This window comes from Nocardia sp. NPDC056611 (genome assembly GCF_042792755.1).
In the GTDB taxonomy this organism is placed as follows: domain Bacteria; phylum Actinomycetota; class Actinomycetes; order Mycobacteriales; family Mycobacteriaceae; genus Nocardia.
The window spans coordinates 1505369-1519216 of record NZ_JBHTVV010000001.1 but is presented as its reverse complement, the minus strand read 5'-3'; the positions used below and the strand labels follow the sequence as shown (position 1 = coordinate 1519216).

Genomic DNA, 13848 nt, shown 5'->3' with positions numbered 1-13848 from the left:
TCAGCTATCGACGTGCACGTGCGGGCGCTGCGACCGGCGCGGGATGGCCCGGCGCAGGATCTCCCGGGTCACCGGCGCGACCTCGCCCTCACCGAAGAACATGAACCGCACCAGATTGACGAGCGGGTTCCCCTCGGTCCATTCGAAGTAGACGTGCGGGCACTCCCCGGTCCGGTCCCGGATGGCGATCAGGATGGACGCGATGCAGTTCGGCACGGCCGCGGCCTCGACGGTGAGGATGTGATAGTCCTCCACGTCCACCTCGGTCACGTGCAGCGTGGTGCTGAACTCCGAGGGGTCCTTCACGATGACCTCGAGGAAGAGGATGGGCTCGCTGTCGGGAATGTGGCTCTCCCGGCGCTGGTCGGCTTCCTTCTCCGCGTACTCCTGCGGCGAGCGCCCGTCGGTGATGTCGTGGGTGACGATGCGGATCTCGCCGCGCTCGGCCAGCTGGTCGATCACCGCGCAGGCCTTCTCGTCGAAGATCACCTCGACGGCCCGCAGCTCGAACGCCCGGCGGATGCGCGAGGCGAACGACACCACCAGGGTCGCCAGCACGAACAGTATCGCGAGGTGCAGACCTTCCGGCTTCTCGATGATGTTGTCGATGGTGGTGTAGACGAAGATCAGCGATACCAGCCCGAAGCCCAGCACCCGCGAATACTGCTGCTTGCGCCAGGCCGAAATGGACACCGCCACCGCCGCGGAGGTGATCAGCACGAGCACACCGGTCGCGTACGCGGCGCCCTGCTGGTCCACGCTGGCATCGAAGTACCAGGTGATCCCGAAGGCGATGAGCGCGAAAACCAGGGTCAGCGGCCGGATCTGACGCGCCCACTCGGGAGCCATACCGAAGCGCGGGAGGTAGCGCGGGACCAGGTTCAGCAGGCCCGCCATGGCCGACGCACCCGCGAACCACAGGATCGCGATGGTGCTGATGTCGTAGACGGTGCCGAACGCGTTGCCCAGATGCTCATGCGCCAAATATGCGAGCGCTCGCCCGTTGGCCTGCCCGCCCTCCCGGAACTCCTGCTCCGGAATCAGGATGGTGGTGATGAAGCTGGTGACGATGAGGAAGCCGCTCATGATGAGCGCGGCCGTGGTCAGCAGCTTGCGGGTGCCGATGATGCGGCTGCGCGGAAAGTCCTTGGGGTCGGCCGGATTGCCCTTGATCTGCGGCATGACCGCGACACCGGTCTCGAAGCCGGACAGACCCAGCGCCAGCTTCGGGAACACCAGCAGCGCGACGCCGATCATCGCGAAGATATTGCCGTGCTCGGCCGTCAGCAGATGCGTCCAGTCGGTCACCAGATGCGGGGCCTCCAGCACCTTGACGATGCCGACCACGGCCACCACCAGGTTCAGCGACAGGTACACGCCGACCAGTCCGACCGCGATGCCGATGGCCTCGCTGAACCCCTTGAGGAACACCGCCGCCAGCAGCGCCAGCAGGACCAGGGTGATGGTCATGTTCTGGTCGGCCAGCCACTCGGGCACGTACGGGTTCTCGACGATGTGCGCCGCGCCGTCCGCGGCCGACAGCGTCATGGTGATGGTGAAGTCGGTGGCCGCGAAGCCCAGCAGCACCAGGATGAAGACCTTGCCCCACCAGTTGGGCAGGAAATTGGCGAACATGGCGATGGACCCGCCGCCCTCGTGGCTCTCCGTGGCCACCCGCCGGTACACCGGTAGCGCGCCCAGCAGGGTCAGCGCGACCAGCACGATGGTCGCGAGCGGGGACAGCACGCCCGCGGCCAGCGCCGCGATGCCCGGCTGATATCCGAGTGTCGAGAAGTAGTCGACACCGGTCAGGCACATCACCTTCCACCAGGAGTGCTGATGCTCCTTGGGCGGCTTCTTCACCATCGGGCCCTGGATCTGCGAGTGGCGCTCCCCCGCGTCTTCCAGTAGCCAGTTCGCGAAGCGCGAGCGCGGCCGTACATCGGTCGTGGTCAAGAAGTCCTCCCCGGATCGCTGCGGTCCGGTTTCCCGTAAATCTTCCGAAATGACGTGATGAATGTACTCACGGCAAACCGGGCACGGTCCGAGCCCGCGCCGTGAGTCGATCAGGGGAATGTGCTAGCCGAGATAGGCCGCGATGGCGTCGGCGATGGCCCGCGCGAATCGGGCACGGCCGTCCGGGGATTCGATGAGGGCGGCATCGCCGGGATCCCGCATATTGCCGCATTCGACCAGGGCCGTCGGCCGCTCGGAGAAGTTCAGCCCGGCCAGGTCGGGCCGCGGGTTCATGCCGCCGGAGCCGACGTAGGTCGAGGGCGTGAAGCCCGCCCCGGACAGGGTGTCGCGCAGCCGGCTGGCCAGCTGCACCGACGGCCCGGACTGAGCGTCGTTGAGGGCGGGCGAGGAGTAGGCGACGTGGAAGCCGTGCGCCCCGGCGGGCGCGCCGTCGGCGTGGATCGACACCACGGCCGCCGCCCCGACCCGATTGCCGAGGGTGCCGCGGTCGTTCACGCAGGGGCCGACGCCGGTGTCACTGTCGCGGCTCATGATCACCTGGAAGCCGCGGGCGGCGAGCTGATCGCGCACCAGCTGGGCCACCGCCCAATTGAATTCGTGCTCGGTGTAGCCGTCGTCACCGCTGGTGCCGATGGTGTTGCAGGGCTTCATGCCGCCGCGCCCGTCGGGCACCTTGGCATTGATCTCATCGGCGTGGGCCGCGCCGCCGCCATTGTGGCCGGGATCGATCACCACGGTCCGGTTGGCGATCGGAAAGATCGGGAGGGCAGGCAGATCCGCTTTCGCGGGGGCGTCCTGCGCCGGGCGCGACTGCGAGACCGGGACGGCTTGGCTCTGCACGCAGCCCGCGAGCAGCAGCGCGCCGCAGAGTGCCGCCATGGACTTCCAGTGTCGGTGTCGCACGCCTCGACGATAACGGTTGAATCACGAAGAGGTAAGTCAGAGTTCGAGTTTGCGCAGGATCTCGTGGAGGGTGCGCAGGTCGGCCGGGGTGAGGTCGGCCAATTCCGCGGGCGCGGGGTCGGGTGTGGCGAGCGCGTCGGCCACCACCCGCTCGCCGGCGTCGGTGAGCGAGATCAGCTTGCTGCGCCGGTTGGTCGGGTCGATCTCGCGGGTCACCAGTCCGCGCTCCTCGAGGTCGTTGACCACCACCGTGGTGGCGGGCGCGTCCATGGCGGCCGCCCGTGCCAGATCCTTGGCGCTGAGCGGTCCGGGCCGCAGTCGCCGCAACACCCGGATCCGGCTGAACGGCATGCCGGTTCGCTCGGTCACCGCGCGTTTCCACCCGTCGCGGGTGTCCATCACCAGGTGGGTGAGCTGCCGCCAGACCTGGTCGGTGGTGGGCGTGTCATCCGGCATGAACGGGGACCTTCTGTTCCAGCAGGGGCGCGATCCGGTCTCGCGAACGGTACGCCCAGTCGGTATTGGCGGCGACGCCGAGCGCGGTGACGGCCACGGCGAATCCGCTGATGGTCCACCACAATCCCGCGCCGGTGAGCGCACCACACAGTGCCACACCGAGACTCACCCCGACCTGGCGGCTGGTGGAGGCCACCGCCGCGGCCGCCCCGGCCCGATCGAGCGGCATCCCGCTGACCGCGGTGGTGGTGATGGGCGCGTTGACCATGCCGAATCCGATGCCGAACAGCACGAAGGTGACGATCAGCTGCCAGATCGGGGTGTCGGCGCGCAGCAGGGTGAGCAGGACCGCGGCCACGCCCATCAGCGAACCGGAGGCCAGCAGCGACGGCCGGGTGCCGTAGCGGCCCACCAGTCGTCCCGACAGCGGCGAGAAGAACAGCATGCCCAGCGCCATCGGCAGGTACAGCAGTCCGGTGTGCACGGCCGAGAAGTGCCGTGTCCCTTGCAGATACATCGACATGCTGAACAGGAACGCGCCGAGCCCGGCGAACGAGCAGACCGCGATGACGGTGGCCGAGGAGAACGGGAAGCTGCGGAAGAAGCGCAGGTCGATGAACGGCGACCGGTGCCGCGACTCGTGCCACACGAATCCGGCCAGCGCGGCCGCCGCGATGACGAAGACCGCGGGCTCGGCTTCGATGAGCCCGAACACCAGCGTGAACAGCACCGCGATGGCCAGCAGCTGTCCGATCGGGTCCATGCCGCGCGGATTGGCCGACTTCGATTCCGGCACGAAGATCGTGGTGAGTGCGAACGCGACCGCCACGATGGGCAGATTGATCCAGAACACCGACTGCCAGCCCAGACTGTCGATGAGCACACCGCCGACCATGGGCCCCAGCGCCGTCGAGATGCCGACCACCGCACCCCACACCCCGACCGCGCGTGCCCGCTCCACGCGCCCGGTGAAGGTCGTCGTAATGATCGACATGGCAACGGGATTCAGCATGGACCCGCCGATGGCCTGCACGAACCGCGCCCCGATCAGGATCTCGATGCTCGGCGCGAGGCTGCACAACAGCGATCCGGCCGCGAAGGTGAGCAGCCCGATCCGGAACACCCGCTTGCGCCCGAACCGGTCCGCCGCCGCACCCGACAGCATGAGCAGGCTGGCCAGCGTCAGCGTGTACACGTCGACGATCCACTGCAACCGCGACAGCGGCGCGCCGAGATCGTCGCGAATGGCCGGAATGGCGACGTTCACGATGGTCGCGTCCATGGACGAGATCAGCAGGCTCAGGCAGCAGGTGACCAGGATGATCTTCTTACGCCGCGCGTCGAGCCCCTCAACAGTTGTAAGCACACAATCATTGTGTGTTCACAACTGTTCCGGACGCAAGGTCTCGCGCTGTGGACCCGATCACACCCCGATCGCCCGCACCGAGAGGACACTCGACACCCATGACGGGAAACGTGAAGCGGCGATCGGCCATCGCCGCGATGCTCACCGCCGGACTGGTCACCGCGACACCGGCCGCGGCGCAGCCCGCGCCCGTCGCCGCCATCGAGTACCCGTGGCGTCAGCTCATGGTCGACACCGGGCGCGAGTACTTCCCGATCGACTGGCTCGAGGCGCGGGTGCGGGAGCTGTCGGCGCTGGGGATGAACACGCTGCATCTGCACCTGTCCGACAATCAGGGCTTCCGGCTGCGCAACGACACCCATCCGGAGGTGAACTCGGCGCAGACCTATTCCAAGGACGAGATCCGCGCGCTGGTGTCCTACGCCGAGGGCTACGGCATCACGGTGGTGCCGGAGATCGACATGCCCAGCCACATGGGGCAGATCCTCGCCCATCATCCGGAACTCCAGCTGGTGCCGGCGCACACCACACCGGCCGAGGCCCAGCAGGATTCGCTGCTCGGCGGACCCGAGACCAAGATCGATCTGTCCAACCCGGCGGCCTATCAGCTCATGGGTGATCTGCTGCGCGAATTCCTGCCGCTGTTCCCCGGCCCGTACTGGCACCTCGGCGCGGACGAGTACGTCAGCGACTTCGATCGCTATCCGCAATTGAGCCCGTACGCGGTGCGCGACTACATCACCTGGGCGTCAAGCATTCTGGCCGAGACGGGCAAGACGCCGATCGTCTGGAACGACGGGCTCCAGTGGCCCGGCGCACTCGGCCTCGACCCGTCGATCATCATCGACTACTGGTCCGCGGGCACCGCGCCGTGGATCCGCACCAGCCGCGGCCCCGCCGAGCTCGCCGCGAATGGAAACCGCTTGGTCAACGCCGGTTTCACCCCCACCTACTTCGTCACCGGCGGACCCGCATCGGGCCTGAACACCCCGCCCGCCCTGCTGAAACTGTGGAATCCCGGCATCTTCGTCGACCTCAGCACCCTGCCCGCCGCGAGCCGATCACAACTGATCGGCTCGGGCGTCTTCGTGTGGTGCGACGACCCCACGGCCATGACCCCGGACGAGATCTCCGGTCCCCTGTCGGAACGGCTGGTCATCATGGCCGACAAGCTGCGCGGGCGGTAGCACCGAGTCCCGGTGTCAGTGCTTGGGATTCACCTCGGGCATCAAGGCCGACCACGCCGCGAGCACGTCCTCGGTCTGCTGATCGGGGGTGCCGTAGGTGTGGGCGGCGACCGTGAAGCCCGGGCCGAAGGAGACCGACGACACCTCCGGGTCGCCGACATCGGCCCAGCCCCACTTGGTTCCGTACACCAGCGGCAGTCGAGCGGTGCCCCAGTCCTGGCGGGTGCCGTCGGCGGCTCGGTCGGCGGGCTGTTCCATCCACGCCAGGATGGGGCTGTCGGGTTCGTCGCGGATCTTGGCGGCGAGGAAGTCGGCCACGTCGGCGGTGCTGGTGGTCGAGAATTCCCAGTCGCCGTGGCTGTGGGTGGAGCGCAGGTGGTACTCGGCGGCCTCGGCGTCGATGGCGTACGCGTATTTGGCCTCGATGCGGTCGGCGGCGCCGTCGTCGGATTTGCGGATCATGCGTTCGCTCAGGTCGCGGTCCTCGGCGGAGCCGTCGCCGTGTTCGAGGGCGTAGTCGGCGAGGTAGAGCTTGGCGAGGGACAGGGCCGCGCGCTCCTCGTGCTGGTTGGCGGTGCCCCAGCCCGCGCCGGGGACCAGGGTGCGCACCGAGAGCGCGGTGCGGGGCGGGACGCGGGACAGGTCGAAGGCGCCGGGGTCGAGCGCGGGTTGCGCGCTCGCGGCTCCGCCGGCGCAGACGCCCAGTGCCAGTCCGACCCCGGTCGCCACGGTCTCGACCACACCCGCCCGCCTGCCCATCGCCCACCTCCGTGTCGCGTTGTACCCGGTGTCACCTTGCTCCGCGGCGCCGGGCGCACGCTCACGACACGCCGATGACGGTCAGACCGTGAGCAGGGTGCGACCCAGTGCGGCACGCGATCCGATGGCGGTGTGCGCTGCGGCCGCCTGGTCGAGCGGGAAGGTCTGGCCGATCACGACTTCCAGGCCCCCGGCGGCGACTTCGGCGTGCGCGCGCTGGTGCAGCGCGAGCCAGTCGGTGTCCGGGGTGGTGAGCTCGAACAGCGTCACGACGGTGACGTCCTGGGCCGCAACGGATTCCGCGTCCACTGCGGCGAAGCCACCCGCGGCGTTGCCGTAGGCGATCAGCAGACCGCCCGGCGCGACGGCGGCCAGTGCCGCGCGCCCGATCTCGCCGCCCGCGCCGTCGAGGACCACGGCGACGCCGCCGGTGCGTTCGCGCACCCGCTCGGCCCAGCCGGGCTCGGAGTAGTCGATCACCTCGTGCGCGCCGAGTCGTTGCGCCAGCGCGAGTTTCGCCTCGCCGCGGGCGGCGGCGATCACCCGCGCTCCGGCGGTGCGCGCCAATTGGACCAGCAGTGTGCCCAATCCGCCCGCGGCGGCGGTGACCAGCACCCACTGCCCCGGTTCGATGGCGGCCCGGTCGGCGATGGCGAGCACGGTGCGGCCGTCGTGGACCAGGGCGGCGGCCTGCTCGAAACTCAACTCGGCGGGGATGGCCGCGAGGGTGTCGGCCTTGGCCAGGGCTCGTTCGGCGTAGCCGCCGATGGGCAGGCCGCCGCCGACGCCGCTGGCCGCGGTGGGGGTGGCCACCCGCTTGCCGACCCACGCGGCGTCGACGTCCGGGCCGACGGACTCGACGGTGCCGGTGACCGCGCCGCCGGGGATGAACGGCGGTTCGGCCGGGAAGTAGTCACGCGCCGCGCCGCTGCGCAGCATCGTGTCCAGGAACATGACGTCGGCGGCGGCGACCCGCACCACCACTTCGCCGGGCCCGGCGACGGGGTCGGGAACCTCGCCGACCTTCAGCACCTCGGGTCCGCCGAACTCTTCGACCTGCACCGCACGCATCTCGTTGCCTCCCTGTCGCTTCCGACGACCGCTTCGACCGGCCGTCACTGCATCCAGCATCGAACCTCGACATATGTTGAGGTCAAGGCCGGGCGGCGAACGTTCACTCCGGGCGAACACCAGAGATCCGTTGTCCCAATGGGTGGGACGGATGTTTGCCCGTGGGTACGCGCTCGGGTAGCGCCGCTGACCGGGGGCGCTTATGCTGCGTCCGGCAGAACCGAATCCGCTTGGCGGTCCGGGCATTTGGCACGGTATTCCGCGAGGCGGGCGCGGTCGGGGGCATCGGGGCGTCCGCCCTGGTGGACGTAGTTCGGAAGTGCGGAGCGTGTCGGAATCAGTCAATCCGCCGAACGGGGAACAGCACACCGTTCGGGGTCAACGCCCGCCGTATGTGACGACGGCCGTCTCACTGGTAGCCACCGCGATCCTGGTCGCGGTCGCGGTCCTGCTGTCCCCCAGCGAATTCCGGATACCACTGGCCATCGGGGCGAGTGTGGCGGCGTTGTTGCTGACCGGAGCGCTCAGCGCGGCCGTCTACTACCGGGACCGGGTGCACGCGGTGCGCCGGGAGGCCCTCGCCTACACCGCGCAGGCCGATGCCCATGTGGCCGCGACCATGTCGGCCGCCCAGGCGCGAATCACCGAGTCCGAGGCCCGGGTTCACGACATCCGTGAGCACGCCGCCGAACAGGCCCGCTCCGCCAAGGACAACGAGCACCGCCGGGCCGCGGCCCTGGCCGCGTTCGCCGGGGCCGCCGGCCGCATGCAGGCGATGAGCACCTCCATGCTGGCCGAGCTACGCGAGATGGAACACCGCCACGCCGACCCGAAGGTGCTGGCCGACCTGCTCGAACTCGACCACCGCACCGCCCAGGCCGGACGACTGGCCGACAGCATCGCGGTGCTCAGCGGCGCCCGGTCCGGTCGCCGGTGGGCGAAACCCATTGCCATGGAGTCGATCCTGCGCGGGGCCATGGGCCGCGTCGCCGGATACCAGCGGGTGCGGCTGCGCGCGGTCACCGAGATCGCCGTCGCGGGCCACGCCGCCGAGGGCGTCATGCACGCGCTGGCCGAACTGCTCGACAACGCCTGCAACTTCTCCCCGCCCACCACCGAGGTGCACGTCTACGCCGCCGAGGTCCCGGCCGGCGTGGTGATCACCATCGAGGACAGCGGCCTCGTCATGAGCGAATCCGCGCTCCGCAGAGCCGAATCCGCGGTGGCGGGCCCCCGCGCCGACACCGATCTCTCCTCCCTCTCCGGCACCCGCCTGGGTCTGGCCGTGGTCGGGCACCTGGCCCGCAAGCACGACCTGACCGTCAGCTACCGGCCCTCCGCCATCGGCGGCACCGCCGTGGTGGTGGTCATCCCCCGCGAACTGACCACCCGCCTGGAACGCCAGTCCGGCACCCTGTCCCGCCTCACCCCGGTGGCCGCCGGCACCGCGGAACCCCAGCTCACCCGCGTCCCAGCGCGCTCGGATGACTCGGCCGCCGAACCCGCGTGGGCGGGCTCGGCCACCGCACCAGGGCGCGGGACCGAGCTCGCCGGATCGGCCCGCACCGGATCCTTCGACCCGGCGAGCGCAGAACGATCCGAGCCCATCGCGGCCGCGCCCGATTCCACCGCGGCGAACCACGCCGATCCCGCCGGCCCGGCCCGCACCGCCCCGAGCGGTCCGGCGCAGTTCCCCGCGCACGGCAATGACCCGGGTCATCAGCCGGATGAATCCGGCACGCACGCAGCGACTTCCAGCGGGCTGCCCAAGCGGCAGCGCGGCAGCACCCTCGCCGCCGTCCACCCGGAGGGCCTCGCGGTTCCGGCGGCCCCGCCTCCGCCACGTCCGCCGGCCGCTCCGGCGTCGATGGCCGCCTTCCAGCGTGCCGTCTCCGGCCGGGAGACCCCCGCCGACGCAGGGTCTTCGCCGCTCACCAACCTCGATCCGCCCGCGGGCGGCCGCGTCCCCACCGTCTCGACCCGGCCGGATCCGCTCGGCCTCGACGGCTCGAGCGACGCCTCCCTGCTGCCGAGGTCACTGATGGACGCGGTCCGGCGCGGGATCGATCTGCGCGACAACGCCTCCGCGGCTTCGCCTTCCGCCGGTCGGACCGCACAGCTCCCCGACGGCGAGATCGGTCGCGAGCCCGGCACCGGCGCTTACCCTGCCCCTGCGAACCCCTGGGAGACCGATCGATGACACCGTCCGCCACACATCTGGGCTGGCTGTTGGAACAGTTGCTGGTGCGCACGCCGCGGGCGCGGCACGCGCTGCTGCTGTCAGGGGACGGTTTGAAGATCTGTCATACGCCCGGGCTGGGGAACGACAGCGCCGATCAGCTGGCGGCGATCGCGGCCGGGATCCAGAGCCTGTCGCACGGGGCCTCGGTGGAGTTCGGGGACGGGCGCGGCGGCGTGCGGCAGTCGATGACCGAGTTCTACGGGGGCATCCTGTTCATCGTGGAGGCCGGGGTGGGCGCGCACATCGCGGTGGTCGCCGCGGAGGACGCCGACGCCGGACTGGTCGGCCACAATATGCGCGAGCTGGTCGAACAGCTCGGCGAGCATCTGGCCGCCGCCCCGCGAGTACCGGGGGCGAGCGTGCCGTGACCAGGCCAGACGAGGATCCGGATCGGCTGTACACGCTGACCGGCGGTCGCAGCCAACCGGATTCGGACGCCTTCGACCTGGTCACCCTGGTGGTCAGCGAGAGCGCTCCGGTGCGCGGCATGCAGTCCGAGCACGCCGCCATCCTCGATATGTGCCGCGCGCCGACCGCGGTGGTGGAGATCGCGGCCGAGCTGCGCCTGCCGGTGGGCATCACCGTGATCCTCCTGTCGGACCTGCTGCACGCGGGCAAGATCACGGTCCGTCATCCGGATCACGCGTCGCGGCAATGGAATTGGCTGCCCACTACCGACACGCTGGAAAAGGTGCTCGTTGGACTCCGCAAACTCTGATCTCCGCCCGTACCGGGCCGAGGCTCCGCTGCCCGCCGACGCCCGTCAGGGCCTGAAGATCGTCATCGTGGGCGGCTTCGGCGTCGGCAAGACCACCATGGTGCGCTCGATCAGCGAGATCCGCCCGCTCGACACCGAGGCCACCATGACCCAGGTCGGCCAGGGCGTCGACGACCCGGCCGGGATACCCGGAAAGTCCACCACCACGGTGGCTTTCGACTTCGGCCGCATCACCATCGACAACGAGCACGTGCTCTACCTGTTCGGCGCGCCCGGCCAGGAACGCTTCTGGTTCCTGTGGGATCGGCTGTTCACGGGCGCGCTGGGCGCGATCGTGCTGGTGGATCAGCGCCGGATCGCCGACTCCTGGTACGCCATCGACCGGCTCGAACATCAGGGCACGCCGTTCATCGTGGCCTGCAATAGCTTCGGGCCCGGACCGTCCATGGCCGAAGTGCGGGAGGCGCTGGATCTGGGCCCGCACATCCCGCTGGTCGAATGCGATGCCCGCGTGCGCGATTCCTGCAAGAACGTCCTGATCACCCTGGTCGAGTTCCTCTACCACCCGGAGACCGTCTCATGACCTCGCCCGCGCAGGGCGGCTGCCCGGTGCCGCACGCCGCCGCGGCGGCGGTGCCGCTGAGCGGCCCCCGCTTCCACACCGACCGCAACTCCCTCTATCGCGAGATCCGCCGCGACCACGGCCCGGTCGCCGCCGTCGAGCTGATCGGCGGGATCCCGGCCTGGCTGGTGCTCGGCTACCGGGAGATGCACCAGGTCACCAGCTCGCCCGAACTGTTCCCCCGTGATGTGAGCCTGTGGAACCAGTGGCCCAACATCCCCCCGGACTGGCCGCTGCTGCCCATGGTCGGCACTCCGATGCCGTCGATCTACTTCACCGCGGGCGCGGAGCACCGCCGCCACCTGGCCATGGTGGAGCCGGCGCTGGAATCGGTGGACAACTTCGAATTGCGCAGGGTCGCCGAGGGTTTGGCCGATCAGCTGATCGACGCCTTCTGCGGGCGCGGCTCCGCGGATCTGGTCGCCGAATTCGCCGAACCGCTGCCCGTGCTGGTGCTGGCCGCGCTGCTGGGTTTTCCGGAGGTCGAGGGCCCCGGCCTGGCGCGCGCCATGAAGGTGATGGCCGACGGCGGCGCCGACGCCCAGACCGCGCACCTGCAGTTCATGCAGTACATGCAGCACCTGCTGGCCATGAAGAAGGCCGCGCGCGGCGACGACCTGGTCTCGCGCATGCTCGCGCAGCCGGGACAGTTCACCGACGAGGAGTACGTCAACGACCTGATGGCCGTCACCGCCGCCGGGCATCTGCCCACCGCGGACTGGCTGATCAACTCGGTGCGGCTGATGCTCACCGACGACCGGTTCGCGGCCGCGCTCGGCGGTGGCCGGCGCAGCGTCGACCAGGCCATGAACGAGGTGCTGTGGGAGGACTCCCCCAACTCGATCCTGGCAGGGCGCTGGGCCGCCCGCGACACCCGGCTGGCCGACACCCAGATTCGCGCCGGTGATCTGGTGCTGCTCGGGCTGGCCGCCGCGAACACCGATCCGCATGTGCGCCAATCGGTCGGCGACGGCATCAACAGCGGCAACAACGCCCACTTCGCGTTCAGTCACGGCGAATACCGGTGCCCGTTCCCGGCGCAGCAGATCGCGGAGACCGTGGCGCGCACCGGCATCGAGGTGCTGCTGGACCGGCTGCCCGACATCGATCTGGCGGTGCCCGCGGCGAGCCTGGTGCGCCGGCCCTCCCCGTTCCTGTGCGGAATGACTTCTCTGCCCGTTGTTTTCACACCTGTTCGTGCTCTCGGAGGTTTCCAGTGAGTTCCCCCTGCCCGCATGCCATCGCCATCGATCCGATGGTCGGCGATCTCGCCGGTGAGACCACCCGTCTGCGCGCCGCCGGACCGATCACCCGCATCGACCTGCTGGGCGCGCCCGCCTGGACCATCACCGATCACACCGTGGCGCGGCAGTTGCTCACCGACACCCGGCTGGTCAAGGACATCAACGCCTGGAAGCTGTTCAGCGAGGGCGTGATCACCCGGCAGTGGCCGCTGATCGGCATGATCGACGCCGGGCGGTCCATGTTCACCGTCGACGGCCCCGAACACCGCCGCCTGCGCATCAAGACCACCCAGGCACTGACCCCGCGCCGCCTCGAAGAGCTGCGCCCCACCGTCGAACGGCTCACCAAGGAGTTGCTCGACGACCTCGACGCGGCGGGCGGCGAGGGCGCGGTGGTCGACCTCAAGCAGGTCTTCGCCTACCCGCTGCCCATGCGCGTGATCTCCGAACTGATGGGCGTGCCGCGCGAGGACCACCCCATGCTGCTGGACTGGTACAAGAAGTTCTTCTCCATGATGACCCCGCAGGACGAGCGGCTGCGGGTCATCGACGACATGGACGTCTACTTCACCGAGATGGTCCGCCGCAAGACCGCCACCCCCACCGACGATCTCACCAGCGCCCTCATCCTGGCCGACGAGGGCGGCGAGCCGCTCACCGAGGAAGAGGTGGTCGGCAACCTCAAGGCGCTGGTCGCGGCCGGGCACGAGACCACCGTCAGCCTGATCCTGAACACGGTGCGCGCCTTGCTGACCCGGCCCGAACAGCTGGCCCGGGTGCGGTCGGAGGAAGTGGAGTGGAAGCAGGTCGTCGAGGAGTCGCTGCGCTTCGACGGGCCGGTCACCCATCTGCTGATGCGGTTCGCCACCGAGGACATCACGGTCGGCGACACCGTGATCGAGCGGGGTGAGGGCGTGGTCATGTCGTACCGCGCGATCGGACGCGACATCGGCGTATTCGGTGACGACGCCGACGAATTCGACATCTCCCGGCCGACCGCGCACCGCAATATCTCCTTCGGATACGGCCCGCACATCTGCCCCGGCGCGGCGCTGGCCCGGCTGGAGGCGGCCATCGCGCTGCCCGCGCTGTTCGACCGCTTCCCGGCGTTGCGGCTGGCCGGCGCGGATGCGGACATCGTGAACCTTCCGGTCATGACGCAGAACGACATCGCGGCGCTGCCGCTGCACCTGGTCTGACCGCCCGCCCACGTGCCGGGACCCTGATTCCGGCGCGTGCGGCCGTGTCCGCCACGGGCGAATTGGGGTGTTTCGGCTCGCTCATCACGGGCCTTCGCCCTGCT

13 protein-coding genes are annotated in these 13848 nt (G+C 69.8%); 7 read left to right on the top strand and 6 right to left on the bottom strand.

Going from position 1 to position 13848, the window contains the following annotated elements:
* From ACFRAQ_RS06935 to ACFRAQ_RS06920, 4 genes are all read right to left on the bottom strand, one after another.
* Complete coding sequence (locus ACFRAQ_RS06935; protein WP_379095864.1) at positions 1–1866, bottom strand: amino acid transporter; 1866 nt, start codon at positions 1864–1866, stop codon at positions 1–3.
* 213 nt (positions 1867–2079) lie between these two features.
* Entirely contained in the window at positions 2080–2880 is an 801-nt protein-coding gene (locus ACFRAQ_RS06930) for an N-acetylmuramoyl-L-alanine amidase (RefSeq protein WP_379095066.1), read from the bottom strand.
* A gap of 36 nt (positions 2881–2916) precedes the next feature.
* On the bottom strand, positions 2917–3336 hold the full coding sequence (locus ACFRAQ_RS06925; RefSeq protein WP_379095064.1) for a MarR family winged helix-turn-helix transcriptional regulator: 420 nt from the start codon (positions 3334–3336) through the stop codon (positions 2917–2919).
* Complete coding sequence (locus ACFRAQ_RS06920; protein WP_379095062.1) at positions 3326–4702, bottom strand: MFS transporter; 1377 nt, start codon at positions 4700–4702, stop codon at positions 3326–3328. Before ACFRAQ_RS06920 ends, ACFRAQ_RS06925 begins: the two co-directional genes overlap by 11 nt.
* Positions 4703–4800: 98 nt before the next feature.
* On the opposite strand from ACFRAQ_RS06920, the gene ACFRAQ_RS06915 reads away from it, so the two are divergent.
* Entirely contained in the window at positions 4801–5889 is a 1089-nt protein-coding gene (locus ACFRAQ_RS06915; protein WP_379095059.1) for a family 20 glycosylhydrolase, read from the top strand.
* 15 nt (positions 5890–5904) lie between these two features.
* Here ACFRAQ_RS06915 and ACFRAQ_RS06910 read toward each other — a convergent pair whose 3' ends face one another.
* Both ACFRAQ_RS06910 and ACFRAQ_RS06905 read right to left on the bottom strand, forming a co-directional pair.
* Complete coding sequence (locus ACFRAQ_RS06910) at positions 5905–6648, bottom strand: hypothetical protein (RefSeq protein ID WP_379095056.1); 744 nt, start codon at positions 6646–6648, stop codon at positions 5905–5907.
* Between the two features lie 81 nt (positions 6649–6729).
* Positions 6730–7719, bottom strand: coding sequence for a zinc-binding dehydrogenase (locus ACFRAQ_RS06905; RefSeq protein WP_379095053.1), 990 nt, complete (start codon positions 7717–7719; stop codon positions 6730–6732).
* A 328-nt stretch (positions 7720–8047) separates the two neighbouring features.
* Here ACFRAQ_RS06905 and ACFRAQ_RS06900 point away from each other — a divergent pair, with 328 nt between their 5' ends.
* From ACFRAQ_RS06900 to ACFRAQ_RS06875, 6 genes are read left to right on the top strand one after another with little or no spacing between them, the layout of a single operon-like run.
* On the top strand, positions 8048–9919 hold the full coding sequence (locus ACFRAQ_RS06900; protein ID WP_379095050.1) for a sensor histidine kinase: 1872 nt from the start codon (positions 8048–8050) through the stop codon (positions 9917–9919).
* The gene (locus tag ACFRAQ_RS06895; protein WP_357086151.1) at positions 9916–10329 is read left to right on the top strand and encodes a roadblock/LC7 domain-containing protein; all 414 of its coding nucleotides are present in this window, start codon (positions 9916–9918) and stop codon (positions 10327–10329) included. Before ACFRAQ_RS06900 ends, ACFRAQ_RS06895 begins: the two co-directional genes overlap by 4 nt.
* Complete coding sequence (locus tag ACFRAQ_RS06890; protein ID WP_357086153.1) at positions 10326–10679, top strand: DUF742 domain-containing protein; 354 nt, start codon at positions 10326–10328, stop codon at positions 10677–10679. The genes ACFRAQ_RS06895 and ACFRAQ_RS06890 overlap by 4 nt, the downstream gene beginning before the upstream one ends.
* Positions 10660–11262, top strand: a complete 603-nt coding sequence (locus ACFRAQ_RS06885; protein WP_379095046.1) for an ATP/GTP-binding protein — start codon at positions 10660–10662, stop codon at positions 11260–11262. The genes ACFRAQ_RS06890 and ACFRAQ_RS06885 overlap by 20 nt, the downstream gene beginning before the upstream one ends.
* Positions 11259–12521: a cytochrome P450 gene (locus tag ACFRAQ_RS06880; protein ID WP_379095043.1), complete on the top strand. Its 1263-nt coding sequence runs from the start codon at positions 11259–11261 to the stop codon at positions 12519–12521. Before ACFRAQ_RS06885 ends, ACFRAQ_RS06880 begins: the two co-directional genes overlap by 4 nt.
* The gene (locus ACFRAQ_RS06875; protein WP_379095040.1) at positions 12518–13744 is read left to right on the top strand and encodes a cytochrome P450; all 1227 of its coding nucleotides are present in this window, start codon (positions 12518–12520) and stop codon (positions 13742–13744) included. The genes ACFRAQ_RS06880 and ACFRAQ_RS06875 overlap by 4 nt, the downstream gene beginning before the upstream one ends.
* Positions 13745–13848: the final 104 nt, after the last annotated feature.

Excerpts from the sequence above, each read along its gene's own strand:
- ACFRAQ_RS06895 (WP_357086151.1), top strand. The coding sequence starts at position 9,916 with ATGACACCGTCCGCCACACATCTGGGCTGGCTGTTGGAACAGTTGCTG.
- ACFRAQ_RS06925 (WP_379095064.1), bottom strand. The coding sequence starts at position 3,336 with ATGCCGGATGACACGCCCACCACCGACCAGGTCTGGCGGCAGCTCACC.
- ACFRAQ_RS06905 (WP_379095053.1), bottom strand. The coding sequence starts at position 7,719 with ATGCGTGCGGTGCAGGTCGAAGAGTTCGGCGGACCCGAGGTGCTGAAG.
- ACFRAQ_RS06880 (WP_379095043.1), top strand. The coding sequence starts at position 11,259 with ATGACCTCGCCCGCGCAGGGCGGCTGCCCGGTGCCGCACGCCGCCGCG.
- ACFRAQ_RS06915 (WP_379095059.1), top strand. The coding sequence starts at position 4,801 with ATGACGGGAAACGTGAAGCGGCGATCGGCCATCGCCGCGATGCTCACC.
- ACFRAQ_RS06935 (WP_379095864.1), bottom strand. The coding sequence starts at position 1,866 with ATGGTGAAGAAGCCGCCCAAGGAGCATCAGCACTCCTGGTGGAAGGTG.
- ACFRAQ_RS06910 (WP_379095056.1), bottom strand. The coding sequence starts at position 6,648 with ATGGGCAGGCGGGCGGGTGTGGTCGAGACCGTGGCGACCGGGGTCGGA.